This is a genomic window from Streptomyces sp. NPDC015130 (genome assembly GCF_043080005.1).
Classification (GTDB): Bacteria; Actinomycetota; Actinomycetes; order Streptomycetales; family Streptomycetaceae; genus Streptomyces.
Genome location: NZ_JBIBVC010000004.1, coordinates 222976 through 241943, shown reverse-complemented (window position 1 = coordinate 241943; position 18968 = coordinate 222976). Strand labels below are relative to the sequence as shown.

General features: G+C 72.3%; 18 protein-coding genes. 3 read left to right on the top strand and 15 right to left on the bottom strand.

Annotation, left to right across the window (positions count from 1 at the left end; all coding sequences use genetic code 11):
• Nucleotides 1-237 precede the first annotated feature (237 nt).
• Both ACF08F_RS09695 and ACF08F_RS09690 read left to right on the top strand, forming a co-directional pair.
• A complete protein-coding gene (locus ACF08F_RS09695) occupies nt 238-1290 on the top strand; it encodes a hypothetical protein (RefSeq protein ID WP_392297973.1) in 1053 nt (350 codons plus the stop codon).
• 178 nt (nt 1291-1468) lie between these two features.
• Nucleotides 1469-2011, top strand: a complete 543-nt coding sequence (locus tag ACF08F_RS09690) for a DapH/DapD/GlmU-related protein (protein ID WP_392297972.1) — start codon at nt 1469-1471, stop codon at nt 2009-2011.
• Nucleotides 2012-2095: 84 nt separating this feature from the next.
• Here ACF08F_RS09690 and ACF08F_RS09685 read toward each other — a convergent pair whose 3' ends face one another.
• Nucleotides 2096-3295: a TerD family protein gene (locus ACF08F_RS09685; RefSeq protein ID WP_392297971.1), complete on the bottom strand. Its 1200-nt coding sequence runs from the start codon at nt 3293-3295 to the stop codon at nt 2096-2098.
• 198 nt (nt 3296-3493) lie between these two features.
• Here ACF08F_RS09685 and ACF08F_RS09680 point away from each other — a divergent pair, with 198 nt between their 5' ends.
• On the top strand, nt 3494-3910 hold the full coding sequence (locus tag ACF08F_RS09680) for a hypothetical protein (RefSeq protein ID WP_392297970.1): 417 nt from the start codon (nt 3494-3496) through the stop codon (nt 3908-3910).
• Between the two features lie 39 nt (nt 3911-3949).
• Here ACF08F_RS09680 and ACF08F_RS09675 read toward each other — a convergent pair whose 3' ends face one another.
• The 14 genes from ACF08F_RS09675 to ACF08F_RS09610 all read right to left on the bottom strand — a co-directional run bounded on the left by ACF08F_RS09675 (nt 3950) and on the right by ACF08F_RS09610 (nt 18844).
• Nucleotides 3950-5284: an MFS transporter gene (locus tag ACF08F_RS09675; protein WP_392297969.1), complete on the bottom strand. Its 1335-nt coding sequence runs from the start codon at nt 5282-5284 to the stop codon at nt 3950-3952.
• Nucleotides 5281-5820, bottom strand: a complete 540-nt coding sequence (locus tag ACF08F_RS09670; RefSeq protein WP_392297968.1) for an ArsR/SmtB family transcription factor — start codon at nt 5818-5820, stop codon at nt 5281-5283. The genes ACF08F_RS09675 and ACF08F_RS09670 overlap by 4 nt, the downstream gene beginning before the upstream one ends.
• A 76-nt stretch (nt 5821-5896) precedes the next feature.
• Nucleotides 5897-6544 (bottom strand): dihydrofolate reductase family protein, encoded by a 648-nt coding sequence (locus tag ACF08F_RS09665; protein ID WP_392297967.1) that lies wholly within the window; start codon nt 6542-6544, stop codon nt 5897-5899.
• A gap of 279 nt (nt 6545-6823) precedes the next feature.
• Nucleotides 6824-8392 carry an amino acid permease gene (locus tag ACF08F_RS09660; protein WP_392297966.1) on the bottom strand — a complete coding sequence of 523 codons (1569 nt, stop codon included), beginning with the start codon at nt 8390-8392 and terminating at the stop codon, nt 6824-6826.
• Between the two features lie 93 nt (nt 8393-8485).
• Nucleotides 8486-10294: an LVIVD repeat-containing protein gene (locus ACF08F_RS09655; protein WP_392297965.1), complete on the bottom strand. Its 1809-nt coding sequence runs from the start codon at nt 10292-10294 to the stop codon at nt 8486-8488.
• Nucleotides 10295-10459: 165 nt separating this feature from the next.
• Nucleotides 10460-11878, bottom strand: a complete 1419-nt coding sequence (kynU, locus tag ACF08F_RS09650; RefSeq protein ID WP_392297964.1) for a kynureninase — start codon at nt 11876-11878, stop codon at nt 10460-10462.
• A gap of 4 nt (nt 11879-11882) precedes the next feature.
• On the bottom strand, nt 11883-12941 hold the full coding sequence (gene dmpG / locus ACF08F_RS09645; protein WP_392297963.1) for a 4-hydroxy-2-oxovalerate aldolase: 1059 nt from the start codon (nt 12939-12941) through the stop codon (nt 11883-11885).
• On the bottom strand, nt 12938-13852 hold the full coding sequence (locus ACF08F_RS09640; RefSeq protein WP_392297962.1) for an acetaldehyde dehydrogenase (acetylating): 915 nt from the start codon (nt 13850-13852) through the stop codon (nt 12938-12940). Before ACF08F_RS09640 ends, dmpG begins: the two co-directional genes overlap by 4 nt.
• Nucleotides 13849-14871 carry an amidohydrolase family protein gene (locus tag ACF08F_RS09635; protein WP_392297961.1) on the bottom strand — a complete coding sequence of 341 codons (1023 nt, stop codon included), beginning with the start codon at nt 14869-14871 and terminating at the stop codon, nt 13849-13851. The genes ACF08F_RS09640 and ACF08F_RS09635 overlap by 4 nt, the downstream gene beginning before the upstream one ends.
• Nucleotides 14868-15440, bottom strand: coding sequence for a 3-hydroxyanthranilate 3,4-dioxygenase (locus tag ACF08F_RS09630; protein WP_392297960.1), 573 nt, complete (start codon nt 15438-15440; stop codon nt 14868-14870). Before ACF08F_RS09630 ends, ACF08F_RS09635 begins: the two co-directional genes overlap by 4 nt.
• Complete coding sequence (locus ACF08F_RS09625) at nt 15437-15880, bottom strand: RidA family protein (protein WP_392297959.1); 444 nt, start codon at nt 15878-15880, stop codon at nt 15437-15439. The genes ACF08F_RS09630 and ACF08F_RS09625 overlap by 4 nt, the downstream gene beginning before the upstream one ends.
• Nucleotides 15877-16620: a 2-keto-4-pentenoate hydratase gene (locus ACF08F_RS09620; RefSeq protein ID WP_392297958.1), complete on the bottom strand. Its 744-nt coding sequence runs from the start codon at nt 16618-16620 to the stop codon at nt 15877-15879. Before ACF08F_RS09620 ends, ACF08F_RS09625 begins: the two co-directional genes overlap by 4 nt.
• On the bottom strand, nt 16617-17432 hold the full coding sequence (locus ACF08F_RS09615; RefSeq protein WP_392297957.1) for a 2-keto-4-pentenoate hydratase: 816 nt from the start codon (nt 17430-17432) through the stop codon (nt 16617-16619). Before ACF08F_RS09615 ends, ACF08F_RS09620 begins: the two co-directional genes overlap by 4 nt.
• On the bottom strand, nt 17429-18844 hold the full coding sequence (locus tag ACF08F_RS09610) for an aldehyde dehydrogenase family protein (protein WP_392297956.1): 1416 nt from the start codon (nt 18842-18844) through the stop codon (nt 17429-17431). The genes ACF08F_RS09615 and ACF08F_RS09610 overlap by 4 nt, the downstream gene beginning before the upstream one ends.
• Nucleotides 18845-18968 lie beyond the last annotated feature (124 nt).

Here is an 18968-nt window from a genome sequence, read left to right as displayed (position 1 = left end):
TCGGGGGGCATGGTCGTGGTCGTGGTCGTGGTCGTCGAAGCCTCCGACCAACTCGTCGAGCCTAGCCCGCACTTCCTGATTTTGAAGTGACAACTCACCATCCTAGAAGCATGGATGGGCACGCTCCATTACCTCAGGAGTAATCGACCTCCGGCCCCGCGCCCCGGCAGGGTGATCACACCGGGCGGCACGCCGTCGCCCGAGGTCAGAGGCGCCATGAGACACAGGGGGTACGGCATGCGTACGGATCGACGCGCGGCAGCGACGGTGGGCATCGCGGTGGCGGCGGTCGTCACGGGAGCGATGGTCACCGTGCCCGCGGCGGAGGCGCAGCCCGGCGGAGCGGTCGCCGCGGCGCAGGGGAGCTGCCCGGCGGCGCGGGCGAAGGTCGACCGGCTCGAAGGGCGGATCACTCCGAACGCCTGCGCCTTCATGGAGCGGCAGATCGCCTTCGGTGAGCTGCCCACCGGCGCCCCGCCCGCTCCCGGCGAGGTCGGGCACCCCCGGGTCCGCGCCTATCTCGACATCTTCGACCCCGACGCCACCCTCTGGGAAGCCGGCTCCCTCCCGCAGCGCGGCCACACCGCCATCGGCGCCTCCATCACCAACTCCCTGCGTCTCGTGCCCAGCCTCGCCTACCGCGGCACCGACGTGGTCGCCGACGGGAGCACCGTCATGTTCGGCCAGTGGAACGAGGTCACCCTCAAGGGCCACAGGGTGGCGTACCCGCAGATCGCCCGGAACGTCCTCGGCGACGACGGCCGGACGATCCAGGCCCGTCGCTACTACGACCGCGCCGTCCTCTTCCAGGACACCCTCCCCCAGGACGCGCCCGCGCCTCTGTTCGCCGGCGTCGCCGACAGCGACCGGTCCCCCGCGCGCGGGAACCCCGCTCGCTTCCGCGTCGGCGAGATCCCCGGCCGCCTCGCCGCCTGGAACGCCCAGGACACGGCCACTCTCCTGGCCCGGTTCACGGGCGCCCGACTCAGCGGCCCAGGCCTCGACCGCCCGCTCGTCACCGAGGCGGGCAAGCGGGCGTACCTGGAGCGGCTGTTCTCGACCGCCGATCTCCAGCTCAAGGCCGGGCAGTCCGCCGTCGGCGAGACGACCACCTATGTCGAGTGGCACGGGACGGCGTCCGTACGCGACGGCGAGCAGACGCGCACCGTCCCCTTCGGGATCGTGGAGCGCTTCGGCGCGGACCGCGAGTGGGAGCTGACCTTCGACACGCTGCCGCTGATCGCGGATCAGAACGAGATCGGCACGCTGTTCCAGAAGCTCGCTTCGTAGCAGGCGGGCGGTGGCACCTCGCTGTCGTGCCCCTTCCCCTAGAGTGCCGTCGCGAGGGTGTCCGGGTTGTTCTTCGCAGAACGATCTCGGGTGCTCTCGCGTTCGTTTCCGTCAGGACGACGTGACCTCGACCGTCCGGTGGGTTGCCCCGTCACCCGTACGCAGAAAGGACCGTGCCATGTCCGGCGACCGTCTCATGCGCATCCACAGCGCCGAGTTCCAGGCCATGGCCGAGCGGGTCCTGCGCGTCACCGAGCTCACTTCCCGCCTGAACGTCCTGCCTTTCGACGACGAAGCGGGCAAGGCGGCACTGTTCGAGCAGATCCTCGGCAAGCCGCTGCCGCCGAGGGTCACCGTCTATCCGCCCTTCTACACGGACCACGGCCTCAACCTCGACCTCGGCGAGCGCGTCTTCATCAACCAGAACTGCACCTTCCTGGACTACGCCGGGATCCGGCTCGGCGAGTGCGTGATGATCGGGCCGAAGGTCACGTTCATCACCAGCGGCCACCCGGTCGATCCCGAGGAGCGTCGGCTGTACCTCACCGGCGCTCCCATCGACGTGGCGGAGAACGTGTGGATCGGGGCCGGCGCCACGATCCTGCCCGGCGTCAGCATCGGCCGCGACGCCGTGGTCGCCGCCGGCGCCGTCGTGGCCGATGACGTGCCCCCGGCCAGCCTGGTGACCGGGGGCAAGGCGACAGTGCACCGCACATGGTGACTTCCGCGACGACGCGGCGTTCCAGGGCGTGTTGCGAAAGTCCCGCCTGCCCGACGGCGGCCGGCGCTACTTTCGCAACACGCCCTAGGAGTCCAGCTCCCTCGTGGTGAGCGTCCAGGGTCCCAGCGCGTAGAGGTCCACGACCACCGGGCCGTCCATGATCGGGACGGTCCGCCGGAGCGCCCCGGACTCGTGGAGCAGCAGAGACGGGTCGAGCCGCATCCGGTAGTGGCCGGCGACCTCGTGCGCCCTGACGATGACCATGCCACCGCCGTGGCCCGGACCGCCGGCGAAGTCCACCCTCAGGTCGACGCCCTTGCCGGGATGGACGAGGACCTCGGGTCCGTATCCGCGGACGACCCCCTCCGGCCGGCGGGCAGCGGCCATCGGCTTCAGCCGCAGGGTCCACCGGTTCCTGGCGACGACCCGGAACCGCAGCGGGCGGCCCTCTGGCACGTGAAAGGCCCGGCTGCCCCGCAGGTCGGGCAGCGATACGGCGTAGACGTACTCCTCGTCCTTGTTCTGCTCGTCGAGCGGATAGAGGGCGAAGTGCCCTTCACCCTCGTGCGTGACCTCGACGAGGACCGGCCCGGGCGGCAGTCCGGGGTCGACCGTGACCACCTGGTTGCCCTGCCCCTCGACGGTGAACGGCTCGAAGACCGGGCCGAACCCCCAGCCCTCCACCAGCTCGTACGGCCGCTCCGGCGGCGGGTAGAGCCCCGGTACGTACTCACCTTCCGCGGGCGGCGCCTGTCCGGGCATCTTCACCACCCCCGTCAGTGGTACCGGCCCTGCCAGGATCGCCGCGCCGTCCGCGTCGGCCGGCTCGATGCCGTACGACGCGATCAGCCCCGCGAGCCCGGAGCCGTAGCCCTGCCCGAGACCGTCGAACTTCCAGCCTTCGTCCTCCCTGAAGAAGACGCCGAGGGCGACCGCGGAGACACCCGCGTCCTCCGCCACCGAGTACGTGACGACGTCCGCCCCGTCCGGCGCCACGGCCCTGAGCGTCGGGATGGCCTCGAAGGCACTGCGCCGGGTCCAGCCGGCCACCACGATCCGTTCCACTGCCGGCTCGACCGTGTTCAGATCCAGAACCAGGCCGGACGGGCCGAGACGGACCGCGCCCGACGGATGCGCGGGCTGACCGTGGAAGACCAGATCCGCATCACCGCGGACCTGGCCGGAGGAGTCCAGCAGCAACGCGGCCGTCTCTGCGTCGCCTGTGCCGACACGCAGGGCAACTGACGGTACCCAGTGGCCGGTGGCCTTGGTTATGTGATCCATGCCGCTCATCATGCGCCATGCACACCGGGCCGTAGGTCATTTCTACGAGGGGTGGTTGTGGGCGCGAACGAGGCTGCGGGTACGTTGCGTCTGGATCCGGCCATCGATGTTCGGCCACAGGCTGCGGTCCGGAGAGACGCAAGCGGGAGGGGACGCAGTATGAGGGCCTGGAGTTTCCGGCGTAGGGCAGTCGTCTCCGTGACGGCGGTGTTCCTGCTCGGCATGGGAGGCTGCTTCGCCGCGCTCACCGAGCGGCCCGAAAAGATCGAGCGCACCCGGATTGCCGGTACGTGGACAGGTGACGGGGGTGCCCGGGTGGTGCTGCGCGCGGACGGCCGGTTCGAGATGTCCGGCATCCCTCGCAGTGCCGTCCACTTCGCCTTCAGCGATCCCCCATCCGGCGACGGAAGACTGTCCGGAAGTGGGACGTGGGAGCCCGCACACGACGGCGACAAGGTGGACGACATCACTCTGTACATCGCGGCCGGCGGGTCCTTCACGGATACGCAGGTCGGGTCGCTGGGAGTGGCGGAGGGCGGGCAGGACCCGGTGCTCTACTTCTCCACCGACATCGACAAGTGGTACGGGTTCGAGATCCGCAAGACCCGGACGTGATCGGCAGGACGGCTTTTCGCGGGGCGGGGATCGACGGCCTTACACGGCCTTCTCCTCGGCTTTCCCCTCGACCTTCCCCTCGACTTTCCCCTCGACCTTCCCCTCGACGCGATCCTCGGATGCCGGGCGCTCCGGCTCGGCGGCCTGGGCGGCTGCCCGTAGCGCCGCCTCCACCCGGCGGTTGCTCGTCATGGTCGATGTGACCGCGGTCATCGCGAGGAGCAGGCCGGCTGCGGTGTAGAGCGGGGTGCGTACGTCGTAGGCGGTGGCCAGCCAGCCGCCGACGAAGGCGCCGAACGGGGCCGCGCACATCGCGAGCATGCGGGAGGTGGAGGCGACCCGGCCCATCAGGTGGGCGGGGACGATCGTCTGCCGGAGGGAGGGGGCGAGCACCATCGTGGCGCCGATGCCCGCACCGCAGACGGCGAGCGCGAGGCCGGCGACGTAGGGGTTGGGGGCGGCGGCGAGGCCCAGGACGGCGAGTCCTTCGACTGCTGCGGTGCAGGTCAGGGCGGTGCCGGTGCCGAGGCGCCGGCCGAGGAAGGAGGCGAAGGCCGCGCCGAGGAGACCGCCGGTGGCCTCGGCCGTGAGGAGCAGGCCGAAGCCGAAGGTGTCGATGCCGAGACGTTCGTGCGCGAAGAGGGCGAGTACGGTCTCCACGGCGACGAAGGCGACGTTCCCGACCGCCGGGCGCAGCGCGAGCCCGAGCAGCAGCTGGTCCCGGAACACGTACGAGGCGCCTGCCCGGGCCTGCCGCAGCAGCGACTCACGGGCCTCGGGTACGGGCCGGGGTACGGCGGGCAGCGAGCGTACGAGCAGTGCGGAGACCGCGAACGACACCGCGTCGGCGAGCAGCGGCAGTGCCCGCCCGAGCGCGAGCAGGGCGCTGCCCGCAGGTGGCCCCGCGAAGCCGGACGCGGCGGTCTGGGTGCCGCGCAGGCGGGAGTTGGCGCGCTCGAGGAGCGCGGGGTCGCGGCCCAGCAGATCCGGCAGATAGGCCGTGGCCGCCGTGTCGAAGAAGAGTCCGCCGAGGCCGAGCAGGAAGGCGACGGCCGCGAGCAGCGGAATGCTCAGCGCGTCGAGCGCGACCGCCGCCACCGGTATCGCGAGCAGCGCGGCACGTGCCGCGTCCGTGACCCACATCGTGCGACGGCGGTCCCAGCGGTCCACCAGCGCACCGCCGAGCACCCCGAAGAGCAGCCACGGCAGCGTTCCGGCGGCCGTGACGACGGCGAGCGCCATCGGGTCCCGCGTCAGGGTCAGCGCGAGCAGCGGCAGCGCGGCGTGGGTCACGCCGTCACCGAGTGAGGACACCGTCTGCGCGGTCCACAGCCGCCCGAAACCGGTCGGCAACTTCGCCACGACTGACGTCACTTGGCGTCCCCCTCTGCCTGGTTGCGCGGGGCCGGGTGGAACAGCGCGAAGACGTACGACGCGTCCGGCAGCGACGGATCGGACAGCTCGCGGTACTCGTGCGCGAGCGCCTCCAGGCGTGCCCCCAGCTCCGCGAACTGATCGTCGGTGAGCCGCAGATGGACCATTCCGACGTGCCGCTCGCTGTCGGCCGGCGCCGCCTCCAGGTCGGCCACCGCGTGCCGCATCAGCACGTCCGGCCCGCCCTCCCCCGGGTCCGGCAGCACGATCGACCGCGCGGCCATCGCGTAGTACCGCTCGGTGACTCCCCTCACCTTTCTCGTCCGCACCACCTTCACCAGGCCGGCCCGTTCGAGCAGTCGTACGTGGTAGCTGGAACTCCCCTTCGCGAGGCCCACGCGGTCGGCGATCTGTGTGATCGTCGCGGGCTCGAAGCGGAGCACGGCCATGATCCGGTGGCGCGTGAGATTGGAGACGGCGCGAAGCTGCTCGTCGGTGGTGACGTGGAACGTCTCCGGAAGATCGTCGGTAGGCATGGGACTAATGGTCAACGTTTCTTGACCATTAGGCAAGGGGTTTCTGACCGGACTTCCGGAACCGCCCGCTCCGGCTTCAGTCCTCGCTCCCGAGACCGCGGTCGGGCAGGCTCATGTCCCCCGTCGCCGGCGTGCCTTCGGCGACGCCGTACCGCAGGAACACAGCCCCCTTCGGGCCCGCCGCCGGGGGGTCGAGGAGGGTGAGGCTGGTGGGGACCGCGCCGTCCTCGAACACCCTCTTCCCGACGCCGAGCACGATCGGGTGCAGCCAGAGGTCGAGACGGTCGAAGAGCCTCTCTCGCAGGAGTGTCTGCACGAGGTTCAGGCTTCCGACGACCTTCACGTGCTCGTGCCGCTCACGGATCTCCCGCACCGCGTCCGCCAGGTCCGGGCCCAGCTGCGTCGAGCCGGCCCACGACAGGTCGGGCGTGCCGCGGGAGGCCACGTACTTGGGGATGCTGTTGAACAGCGCGGCGAACGCGCCGTCCTCGCCCTCGGCATCCTGATGAGGCCAGTAGCCCGCGAAGATGTCGTACGTCCGGCGGCCCAGGAGGAGGGCGTCCGTGCCCTCGTACGCGGCATCGATCTGCGTTCCGGCGACCTCGTCCAGCAGCGGCGCCTGCCAGCCGCCGAAGGGGAAACCCACCGGATCCTCGTCGGGGCCGCCGGGCGCCTGCCCGACGAGGTCGAGGGTCGCGAACATCTCGATGGTGATGAGTCCCATGGCCTGCTCCCGCTGCGTCGGTCGTCTCCGTTCCGTCCAGAGATAGACCGGCGGGAGGCCGCCGCCCCGTCGACGCGACGGAAGTCGGCCCACCCCGGTCGGTGGTTGGGCCGTCCGGACGACGTGAGCGGCGGGCCGGAACTCCGGCCCGCCGCTCATGAGGTCCACCGTGCATGACGTCCACGGTGCATGACGCCCGTCGTTCACGAGGGCCGTCGTTCACGAGGGCCGTCGTTCACGAGGGCCGTCGTTCACGAGGACCCTCGGGCGTCAGGGCCGTCAGGCCCGGCGGGCTGCCGTCAGGGCGTAGCAGCCGAGCAGGGCGACCGTGAAGGCGAGGCCGATGCCGGCCGCCTGGCGCATGTCCGGGACCTCGACGGCGGTGGCGGCGACGGCCAGCACCCCGGCCCCGGCCACGAGGGCGAGCTTGCTGCCTCCCGGGACGGTGAACCCCGTGAAGTCCTCGGGATGCGCGTCCCGGTGGCGCCGGAAGGCGACGTACGAGGCGAGGATCAGCAGCCAGACGAGCAGGACGGCGAAGAGGGCGATCGACATCAGGATGCCGAAGATGCCGCCGACGTCGTAGAAGGCGAGCAGTGCGGCGGCCGCGATCCCGAGCGTGGAGGCGGCCAGGGCGTTGGCCGGGACGCCGCGCGAGGTGAGGCGGGCGAGCGGTGCCGGGGCCAGGCCGTCGTCGCCGAGGGAGTGCAGGAGGCGGGAGGCCCCGTACAGATGGGCGTTCGCGGCGGAGACGGCCGCGACGAGCACGACGAGGTTGGTGAGGGTCGCGGCGGCGGGCACGCCGACGTCGGAGAAGACCCGCACGAAGGGGCTCGCCTCGACGCTGCCGTCGCCGGCGGCCAGGCGCCGCCACGGGATCAGGGCCACGACCAGGGTGATCGCCAGGACGTAGAAGACGCTCAGCCGCCAGGCGAGCTGGCGCATCGCGGTGCGGATGGATCGCTGCGGATCGGTGGCCTCGGCCGAGGCGATGGCCACGACCTCGAATCCGGCGTACGCGAACATCACCACGGACATGGCGATCCAGACGGACTTGGCGCCCTCCGGCACGAACCCGCCGTCGTCGGTGAGGTGCGCGAGGCCGGTGGCCTCGGTGTCCGGCAGGCCGAAGAAGACGAGGAAGGCCGCACACAGGATGAACGCGCAGAGTGCCGTCACCTTGATCATGGACAGCCAGAACTCGGTGGTGCCGAAGGACTTCACGTTGATCGCGTTGACCGCGAGCACCACCGCAGCGACCGCGAGGACGGCGGCCGTCATCGGCACGCCGGGCCACCACCAGCGGATGTACAGCGCGGAGGCGACGACCTCCGTACCGATGACCACGACCGCGCTGAACCAGTACATCCAGCGGGTGACGAAGCCGGCCCACGGGCCGAGGTAGGTGTGCGCGACGGCGCCGAACGAGCCCTGGACCGGGTGCGCGGCGGACATCTCCCCCAGCAGGACCGCGATGATCGCGACCAGGACGGCGCCGATCGCGTACGAGAGGATCACCGCCGGTCCCGCGGCGGATATCGCCGACCCCGAGCCGAGGAACAGGCCGGTACCGAGCGCGGAGCCCAGGCCGATCATCGTCGTCTGCCGGTGTGTCAGGGAGCGGACGAGGCCGCTGCCCTTCGCGGGCGTCCCGTTCTCACCGGGTGAGACGGAGGAGGCGGAGGAGGCGGAGGAGGCGGAGGAGGCGGAGGAGGCGGAGGAGGCGGAGGAGGCGGAGGAGGCGGAGGAGGCGGAGGAGGCGGAGGAGGCTGAGGAGGCGGAGGCGGGCGAGGCGGGCGAGGCGGAGGTGGACGCGGGGGGCTGGGCGGGTCTTTTCGGAGCGGCCATGGCAGGTGTCCTTCGGTACGGATACGGCTACGGGTGCGGGTGCGGGCGGGGATCGCGGGGTGGGGAGCGGGGTGGAAGCCGAGGCGCCGTGCGTCAGAACTGGCTGTTGCGGAAGGGCTTCTCGGGCCGGTTCAGGTCCGGCCTGCCCAGCACCTTCGGCGAGGACAGCGCGTAGATGCCGTGGTTGGTCAGCACCCAGGCGATGTTGCGGTCCCACTCCACGTACACGCCGTGGGTCTGGTTGCCGTACGCGTAGTCCGGGGTCCCCGTGCCGTACGCCTTCGGGACGAAATAGGCGTCGATCTTCGGCGCGGCCGGGTCGGAGACGTCGAAGAACTGGACGCCCGCGTTGTAGAAGCCGTAGCCGAGGACGCCGGGGGTGTGCCGGCCCGGGTTGGTGTACGAGCCGGTGCGCTTGGGGCCGAAGCTGCCGCGACGCTGGCAGTAGTCGGTGATGCCGGCCGCCGGCGGCGGGGTCGGACGGGGCAGGACACCGACGACGCGGGGGTTCTTCGGGTCCTTCGCGTCGATCTGGTAGACGTCCTTGTAGGGCTCGTAACAGTCCTCGGTGAGGGGGTAGCCGGAGTAGTAGACGATCCCGGTCCTCTCGTACTGCGAGACGTCGATGTTGTCGCCCTCGGTCCCCGAGACGGACGGCGGCAGGTCCAGGTGGCTCACGGTCCTCATGTCGGCCGGGTCCGAGATGTCGAGGACGGTCAGGCCGTAGCCGCCCATGGCCGCGAAGGCGTAGCGGCCGCCCTGCTCGACGGGCCTGGGGATGAACAGCGGCATGCGCGCGCCCATCCAGCTGGTGCGGTTGCCGCAGCGCGGGTTCTTCCGGTAGGCCGCGTCCTCACCGGTCCGCTGGCCCGGCAGGTGCCAGGTGTCGAGGAGCTTCGGGTGGGCCGGGTCGGCCATGTCCCAGGACTGGTAGCCGGCCGAGTGCAGGTTGGTGGGGTACTCCGTGCGGGAGTACGTGTCGTCGGGCGCGGTCGCGATGAACATGTACCGCTCGCCGGTCCAGTACGGCGTGTCGAGCGATCCGGATCCCTGCTGCGCCGTGCCGGGGTCGCTCCGGAGGGGGTCCTTCTGCGTGGCGTCGGTGGAGACGGTCGCGAGGAGCTTCCAGTCCTTCTTGCGGGGGCCGTCCAGGCGGAAGACCTTGAAGCCCTTGAGTCCGGGCTTCTCCCGCAGCTTCCTGACGCCCTCGGGGTTGCTGTACTTGTCCCGCGCCGGGTCGTCGGTGAGCTCCTGGATCTGCCGCCTGCTCTCGAAGCTCTGCACCATGACGTAGGCGTCGAGCTTCTTGTTCCACTGGACGGTGGAGGCACCCCAGTAGTCGTGGGCCGCCCAGGTGCTGTTGGACCTCGTCTCGTCGCCGTCCACGTCCTCACGGCTCATCCGCTCGACGACCTTCACCTTCCGCACGTCGGTGATGTCGTAGACGCGGCCTTCGGAGCGGTCGTACTGGAACATGTAGCGGCGGCCGTCGAAGTCGACGACGTTCTGCCAGGTGTGGAAGGGGTCCGGGGTGAAGTCCGGCCCCTCGTAGGCGGCTTCGACCTTCATGTTCTTGATGTACGAGCGGGTGTCGTACTCCTTGTTGCGGCCCGGGAAGGAGTGCTCGTGGCCCTCGTCGACCGGTGTGAGGACGGGGTGGCGGAAGGAGCCGTCCAGCTGCATGCCGTACGCGCCGGGGTCCGCCGGCCCGGGGCGTCGGTCGGCGCAGACCTCGGGGATGTGCGGATCGGCGGCGCGGGCGGCGGCCGCGCCGGTGGATGTCGCGGTACCGGCGGCGGTGGCCGCGGGGGTGGCGCCGGAACTGCCCGGCACGAGGAGGGTCGCGGCGGTGGCTGCGGCGACTGCCGTGGCCAGGGTCGCTCTGGTGCGGAGGGATCGCATGGACTGTCCTTGGGTCTCGGCGGCGGAGAACGGACGTGCGCGTGCGTGCCGGTCGCGCGGGAGCACGGCGCGGCGGGTCGGCATGAGGGGGGTCGCGGGCGGCGCGGTGGTCAGGCGGGTGCCGTGACCTCGGGGATCGCGCGGGCCGGGGGTCCTGCGGAGCGGTCAGGTGACCGTCGGGCGCTGCTGGTAGGCGGCGGCGCGGTGGGCGCCGGTGGTCGCGATGTCCCGGAGCTCGCGCACGGCGTGGAGGACGTCCGCGTGCGTGAGGTGGAGGGCGTTGAATCCGAAGCGCAGCAGGTCCGGGGCGCGCATGTCGCCGATGACACCGCGCGCGGTGAGCGCGGCGACCAGCGGGTACGCCTCCGGGTGCCGTAGGGCGACCTGGCTGGCGCGGCGCGCGGGCTCGCGCGGGGTGGCCATGGTGAAGCCGAGGCCGTCGAGGAGGGAGTCGGCGCACTCCTGGAAGAAGCCGGTGAGGGAGAGGCTCTTGGCCCGTACGGACTCCATGTCGACGCCGTCGTACGCCGTCAGCGCGGCCTCCAGGGCGACCAGCGACAGCAGGGCGGGGGTGCCGATGCGGGCCCGGGTGATGCCGTCGGCGGGGGCGTACGTACCGGACATGGCGAACGGTTCCGCGTGGCCGTGCCAGCCGGTGACGGGGTGGTCGAAGGCCCGCTGGTGGCGGGCGGCGACGTAGGCGAAGGCCGGGGCGCCGGGGCCGCCGGAGAGGTACTTGTAGCCGCAGCCGACCGCGAAGTCCGCTTGGGAGGAGTCGAGTTCGACCGGGAGCGCGCCCGCGGCGTGGCACAGGTCCCAGTGCGCCAGGGCACCTGCATCATGTGCGGCGGCGGTGAGCCCGGCCATGTCGTGGAGCTCGCCGGTGCGGTAGTCCACGGGGGCGTACGCGGCGACCGCGACGTCCGCCCCTTCGGCGGCGAGCACCGCGGCGGCCTCGCGTGCGGGCACCCGGCGGACGTCCAGGCCGAGCAGCCGCCCCACCGAGTCGGCGATGTACTGGTCGGTGGGGAAGTGGTCGGGGTCGGTCAGCAGCAGCCGTCGGCCGGGGCGCAGCCGGGCGGCGGCGAGCAGGGTGTTGAACAGCTGGACGCTGGTGGAGTCCCCCGCCACCACCTGGCCGGGTGCCGCGCCGATCAGCCGGCCGATGGCGTCGCCGGTCCGTACCGGGGCCTCCCACCAGCCGTTGGCGTTCCAGGAGCGGATGAGGTCGGTGCCCCACTGCCGGTGCACGGCGTCCTCGACGGCCGGGTGTACGGCGGCGGGCAGGGCTCCGAGGGAGTTGCCGTCGAGGTAGACGATCCCCTCGGGGAGGAGGAAGCGGTCGCGGACGTGGGCGAGCGGGTCGTCGGCGTCGAGTGCGGCGGCTCGTCCGTCGAGAGCGGCGGCGTGCTGGCCCGGCGCCGCGGTGGGCTTGTCGGTCGGTGTTCCAGGTCCGGTCGGTGCTCCGGTCGTGGTTCCGGTTTCGGACGGTGTTCTGTTCGGTGCTCCGGTCGTGGTTCCGGTTTCGGACGGTGTTCTGTTCGGTGCTCCGGTCGTGGTTCCGGTCGGTGTTCCGATCTGCACAGGGTCACTCCGTCGGTGCGAGAGGGGCGGTGGGGAAGGGCGGGGCGGCGGGGGTGTCCCGCTCGCGGACGAGGTCCAGCGCGATGTCGGCCAGGAGGTCCTCCTGTCCGCCGACGAGCCGCCGCCGGCCGGCCGCGACCAGCAGGTCGCGGGTGTCGAGGCCGTGCCGCAGGGCGGTGATCTCCGCGTGCCGCAGGAAGCTGGAGTACACCCCGGCGTAGCCCAGGGTGAGCGTCTCCCGGTCGACCCGTACGGGCCGGTCCTGTGTCGGTCGTACGAGTTCCTCGGCCGCGTCCATCAGCGGGAACAGGTCGCAGCCGTGCTCCCAGCCCAGCAGGTCGAAGACCGCGACCGTGGGTTCCAGCGGCGCGTTCCCGGCTCCGGCGCCCTGGCCCGCGAGCGAGGCGTCCACGCGGTGGGCGCCGGCCTCCACCGCCGTGACGCTGTTGGCGACGCCCAGGCCGAGGTTGTGGTGGGCGTGGATGCCGATCTCGGTGGCGGGGTCGAGGACGTCGCGGTACGCGCGGACCCGTTCCCGTACGCCGTCCATGGTGAGCCGGCCGCCGGAGTCCGTGACGTAGACGCAGTGGGCGCCGTACGACTCCATGAGGCGGGCCTGGGCGGCAAGTTCGGCGGGCGGCGCCATGTGGGACATCATGAGGAAGCCCGCCACGTCCATGCCCAGCTCCCGGGCCAGGCCGATGTGCTGGGCGGAGACGTCCGCCTCCGTGCAGTGGGTGGCCACGCGCACGGAGGTGACCCCGAGGGCGTGGGCGCGGCGCAGGTCCTCGGCGGTGCCGACGCCGGGGAGCAGCAGGGTGGTGAGCCGGGCCCGGTCGAGGACCTGGGCCGCCGCCTCCAGCCATTCCCAGTCGGTGTGCGCGCCGGGTCCGTAGGTGACGGAGGAGCCGGCGAGGCCGTCGCCGTGGGCGACCTCCACGGCGTCGACGCCGGCGGCCTCCAGGGCTGCCGCGACGGCCCGTACCTGGTCGAGGGTGTAGCGGTGCGAGACGGCGTGCATGCCGTCGCGGAGGGTGACGTCCTGGACGTAGACGGAGGTCATCGGGCCGGGGTCCGTTCGGCCAGGCGCTCGGCGGTGCGCAGCGCGGCGGCGGTCATGATGTCGAGGTTTCCGGCGTAGGCCGGGAGGTAGTGGGCGGCGCCCTCGACCTCCAGGTAGACGGAGACGAGCAGCCGGCCGCCGCCGGCGAGGCGGGTGAGCGGGTCGCCGTCGGACAGCGCGCGGAACTGCGGTTCCTGCTTGAGCCGGTAGCCGGGCACGTAGGCGGCGACGGAGGCGGCCATCGCGTGGACGGAGGCGGTCACCTGGCCCGGGTCGCAGTCGTCGACGACGCAGTGCACGGTGTCGCGCATCAGCAGGGCCGGTTCGGCCGGGTTGAGGACGATGACGGCCTTGCCGCGGGCCGCGCCGCCGACCTGCTCCAGGGCGCGGGCGGTGGTCTCGGTGAACTCGTCGATGTTGGCCCGTGTGCCGGGTCCGGCGGACCGTGAGGCGATCGAGGCGACGATCTCGGCGTAGTGCACGGGTGTCACGGCCGAGACGGCGGCGACGACCGGGACGGTCGCCTGGCCGCCGCAGGTGACCATGTTGAGGTTGGTGGCGTCGAGGTGCTCGTCGAGGTTGACGGGCGGCACGACGTACGGGCCGAGGGCCGCCGGGGTGAGGTCGACGATGCGCTTGCCGTGCGGCGCGAGGGCGGCCGCGTTGCGGTGGTGGGCGGCGGCCGAGGTGGCGTCGAAGACGAGGTCGATGTCGGCGAACTCGTCGAGGGCCAGGAGTCCCGCCACGCCGTCCGCGCTCGTCCGCACGCCGAGCCTGCGGGCCCGGGCGAGCCCTTCCGAGTCGGGGTCGATGCCGATCATCGCGGCGGCGGTGACGTTCCCCGTCCCGCGGACGATCTTGATGAGGAGATCGGTGCCGATGTTGCCCGATCCGATCACGGCTGCCTTCATCGGACGGCCTCCTTGAGGAGTGGGGTGAGGCCGAAGAAGCGGACGGCGTTGCCGCCGAGGACCGCCTCCGTCTCCTCCGGGGTGAGTGCGCTCTCCCGTACGAGCCGGCCGATGTCCTCCTCGCCGAGCGGGAAGGGGTGGTCGGAGCCGAGCAGCACCCGCTCGGCGCCCATGACGTCCACGAGGAGGCGCAGGGCGCCGGGGTCGAAGACGGCGGAGTCGACGGAGAACCGCCGGGTGTAGTGCGAGGGCGGGTGGGGGCTGTCGGCGCGGACGAGGTCACGGCGGTGCCAGGCGTTGTCGGCGCGGCCCAGGAGGTACGGGAAGCTGCCGCCGCCGTGGGCGAAGAGCAGGCGCAGCGAGGCCGGGAGGCGTTCGAAGGCGCCGGACAGGATCAGCGACAGGATGGTCAGATGCGTCTCGGCGGCCATGCCGGCCAGCCAGGCCAGCATGTAGCGGGAGTACCGCGGGCCGGCGGGGAGGTCCCAGGGGTGGACGAGGACGGCGGCGTTCGCCTCGGCGCAGTGCGTGAGGAACTCCAGGAGCGCGCCGTGGTCGAGGTCGCGGTCGCCGAGGTGGTTGCCGATGTGGACGCCGTGGAAGCCCTGCCGCATCGCTTCGCTGAGCAGGGCGCAGGCCGCTTCGGTGTCCTGGAGCGGCACCTGGCACAGGGGGGCCAGCCGGTGCGGGGCGTACGAGCCGTATGCGAGGAGTCGGGAGTTGACCGTGCGGCACCAGTCGGCGGCGCGCTCGGGCTCCAGCCCGTAGCCGAAGAGGAGCGGGGTGCTGGAGAGGACCTGGATGTCGACGCCGAGGCGGTCCAGGTCGGCGACGCGCTCCGCCGGGTCCCACAGGGTGCGGTGCACCGGCCGGTACTCGGTGGGCCCCGCCATCATCATCCCGGCGTCCGGGCCGTCGGTGGTGCGCAGCCAGGGTCCGTCGTCGGAGCCGGTGAGCCGCCGGGACTCGGCGCGGCCGATCTCCGGGAAGACGTGGGCGTGGATGTCGACGACGGTCATGCGCCGTCCGCCTCGTCGCGGCGGGTGCGGGGGCGCAGCTCGTCCGGCCAGTGCCTGCCCGGGTGGGTCGCGCCGCAGTTCCCGCAGGTGCGCGCGGACTCGTCCCCGTAGAAGGAGTCGAACACCGGCGGGAGGTCGTCGACGATCGAGGTGAGCTGCACCTCGCTGCGGTGCACCAGGCGGTGGCACTCCATGCAGTACCACTCGAAGGCGTCGCGCAGGCCCTGCGGGCGGGCGAACTCGACGACCAGGCCGATGCTGCCCTCCTCGGGGCGCTGCGGCGAGTGCCGCACGTGGGGCGGGAGGAGGAAGACGTCGCCCTCGCGGATGTGGATGTCGCGCGGCGGGCTGCCCTCCTCGTCCATGACGCGGAGCACCATGTCGCCCTTGAGCTGGTAGAAGAACTCCTCGATCGGGTCGTCGTGGAAGTCGGTGCGGCGGTTGGGGCCGCCCACGACCGTCACCATCAGGTCGGCGTCCTGCCAGATCTGGACGTTGCCGATCGGCGGCTTGAGCAGGTGGCGGTGTTCCTCGATCCAGGCGTGGAGGTTGAACGGTGTCATGGTCACGGGCGCGGTTCCTCGTTCCGGAGGTGGGGGGCTGCGGTGTTCTGCGGGATGTGGGCGACGGCGCTGATCTCGATCAGGAGGTGCGGGTGGGGCAGCTGGTGGACGGCGACGGTGGTGCGGGCCGGGCCGTTCTCGTCGAAGTACTCGGCGTAGACCTCGTTGTAGCCGCGGAAGTCGTTCATGTTGACCAGGTACGTGGTGACGGAGACGAGGTCGTCCGGGCCTCCGCCGGCCGCGGCCAGCAGGCGGGCGATGTTGTCGAGCACGGCCCGGGTCTGGGCGCGGATGTCGAGGTCGGTCACTCCCATCGCGTCGGCGCTCGCGCCGACGAAGGTGCCGTCGGGGCGGCGGGCGCTCGTACCGGAGACGAAGACGAGGTCGCCTGCGCGTCTGAGGTGGGGGAAGCGACCGCGGGGCGGGGCGGCGCCGGGCACGATCACGCGTCCTCCCCGGTGGTGAGGCTGACCGTGCCGAGGCCGGCGACGGTGGCCCGGACGTGGGTTCCGGGCGGCAGGGGTACGGCGGCGGTCGCCGCGCCGGCCAGGATCACCGTGCCGGGTGCCAGCTCGCCGGCGAGGCGGGCCGCGGCGGCGAGGGCCCGCAGGGGGTTGCCGAGGATCGCCGCGGTGGAACCGGCCTCGGCCAGGCGTCCGTCGAGCTCCAGCAGGACGCCGAGGTTGTCCAGCTCGCGCGGGGCGCTCCACGTCCCCACCGCGTAGCCCGCGGCGGAGGTGTTGTCGGCGATCACCTCGGGGAGCGAGAACCGGAAGCCGTCGTAGCGGGAGTCGATGACCTCCAGGGCCGGGGCCACGGCCGCGACCGCGACCATGGGGTCGGTGCCGGGGCGCAGCGTGTCTCCGAGCAGGAAGGCCACTTCGGGCTCGACGCGGGGGTGGATGAGACCGGAGGTGTCGAGACGTCCTCCGTCGGGGATCTCCATGCGGTCCGTCAGCCGCCCGTGGATCAGGTCGGACACGCCCATCTGCCGCATCTTGGCCCGGCTGGTGAAGCCCAGTTTGAAGCCGGTGATCCGCTCGCCGCGGGCGAGCCGCCGGGCGACCAGCGCCGCCTGGACGGCGTACGCCTCCTCGGTGTCCTTGAGTCCGGTTCCCCCGCCGGCCAGCGGGCGGCCGTCGCGTGCGGCCGTGTCGAGCGCTTCGGCCAGTGCCGTGGGGTTCATCGGGTGTCTCCCTCCCGTCCGGGGCGCCCGAAGGCCGCGCGCACCGAGCCGAGGCCGTCGACACGGGCTTCGAGCACGTCGCCGGGCTCGACGGTCGTCATGGGGCCGAGCGCGCCGGTGAGCACGGTGTCCCCGGACCGCAGCGGGTGGCCGAGTCGTACGAGGGTGTCGGCCAGCCAGACGGCGGCGTGCAGCGGATTGCCCAGGCAGGCGGCGCCCGCGCCGGTGGACACGGGCTCACCGTGCCGTTCGAGGACCATGCCGGCGGTCCGCAGGTCGAGTTCCCGCAGGGGTACGGGGCGGGTGCCCAGGACGTACGCACCGCTGGACGCGTTGTCCGCGATCGTGTCGACGGCCGAGATGTCCCAGTCGCGGATCCGGCTGCCGATCACCTCCACGGCGGGCAGCGCGAACGCGGTCGCGCGGATGACGTCGGCGACGGTGTGCCGCTCGTGGGTGAGGTCGTGTTCGAGGACGAGGGCGACCTCTGCCTCGGCCCGGGCCTGGAGCACCGCGCCCCAGGGGATCTCGGCACCGTCCGGCACCGCCGTGTCGTCCATCAGACGGCCGAAGTCGGGTGTGTCGACTCCGAGTTGGGTCTGTACGGCTGCCGAGGTCAGCCCGATCTTCCAGCCCGTGACCCGGCGGCCCTCGGCGCGCCGGCGCTCGGAGAGCACCGTCTGCACGGCGTAGGCGGCCGTTAGGTCCCCGGGGGGCAGCAGGTCGCGGACGGGGTCGCAGGGAACGCCCGTCAGGCACGCCGTGTCGAGGCGTTCGGCGGCCCTCGCCACCGCTCGGTCCACCGTGCTCACAGTTTCACGCACACATTCATCGGTTCGGAGAAGAAGCCGAGGGAGTGGTCGCCGCCCTCACGGCCGATCCCGGAGGCCTTCACACCTCCGAAGGGGGTACGGAGGTCGCGCAGGTTCCAGGTGTTGACCCAGGCGATGCCGACGTCGAGGGCGGGGGCGACCCGGTGCGCCCGGCTCACGTCGCCCGTCCACACGGTCGCGGCGAGCCCGTACGGCCCGGCGTTGGCGAGCGCCAGCGCCTCCTCCTCGGTGTCGAAGGGCGCCAGGTGGACGACAGGCCCGAAGATCTCCTCCCGTACCGCCGGGTGGTCCTCCGGCAGCCCCGCCAGCACGGCCGGCTCCACCCAGAAGCCGCCGTCCCGGTCGTCGGAGAAGAGCGGCGCCCCGCCGCCCGCGAGGACTTCGCCGTCGGCCGCGGCCTTGTCGAGATGGCCGAGGACCTTGTCGCGGTGCGCGGCGGAGACCATCGGCCCGTACCCGCTCAACGCCCGTGCGCCTGACGCCAGTTTCTCGGCGAACGCGTCGAACACCGGCCGCTCCACGTACACCCGCTCGGTGCACAGGCACACCTGCCCACTGTGGGTGAAGGAGGAGCGGAGGGTGCCCGCCACGGCCTGCTCCAGGTCCGCGTCGGCGAAGACGAGCCCGGCGTTCTTGCCGCCCAGCTCGAACGAGACGGGAGCCAGTCGCGCGGCGGCGGCCCGCATGATGGTGCCGCCGGTGCGCGACTCGCCGGTGAAGGCGATCGCGTCCACGCCCGGGTGCTCGGTGAGCCACTGCCCCGGGGCGTCCGCGCCGCCGCCGTGCAGGAGGTTGAAGACGCCCGCCGGTACGTCCGCGTCCGCCATGACCTCCGCGAGCAGGCAGGCCGTACCCGGCGTCAGCTCGGAGGGCTTGGCGACCACCGTGTTGCCCGTGGCGAGGGCGGGGGCCACCTTCCAGCTGAGCAGCAGCAGCGGCAGGTTCCACGGCGAGATCACCGCGACGACGCCGAGCGGCTTGTGCACCGTGTAGTTCAGCGCGCCGCGGCCGTCCGGGGTGGTCGTGTGCCAGGACCGCTCGGCGCGCCCGGTCAGGAGGTCGGCGTACGCGCGGAAGTTGGCGATCGCCCGGGGGATGTCGACCGTCGAGGCGAGCTCGCGGGGCTTGCCCGTGTCGGCGCACTCGGCGGTGACGAACTCCTCGAAGCGCCGCTCGATGCCGTCGGCGATCCGGTGCAGGAGCCGGGACCGGTCCGCCGGGCTCCAGGACGCCCACGGGCCGCCCAGTGCCTCCCTTGCCGCGGCCACCGCACGGTCGACCAGCTCCCGGGGGGCCGAGGGCGCTTCGCCGACGACGGTCCCGCGGGTCGGATCGATGAGCGGGAACGGGACGCCCGAGGCGTCGAACCCGCCCCCTACGAAATGCCGCACAGGTGAGCGCACCTTGCAGACCTCCGCTGCCGGGCCGGGGATTCGGATCTGGTCCCCCGGCGTGTGCCGGTATCGTGCACCCACCGAGCCATACCGAACCAATGCCAAAAGGCGCTGCCTTCAT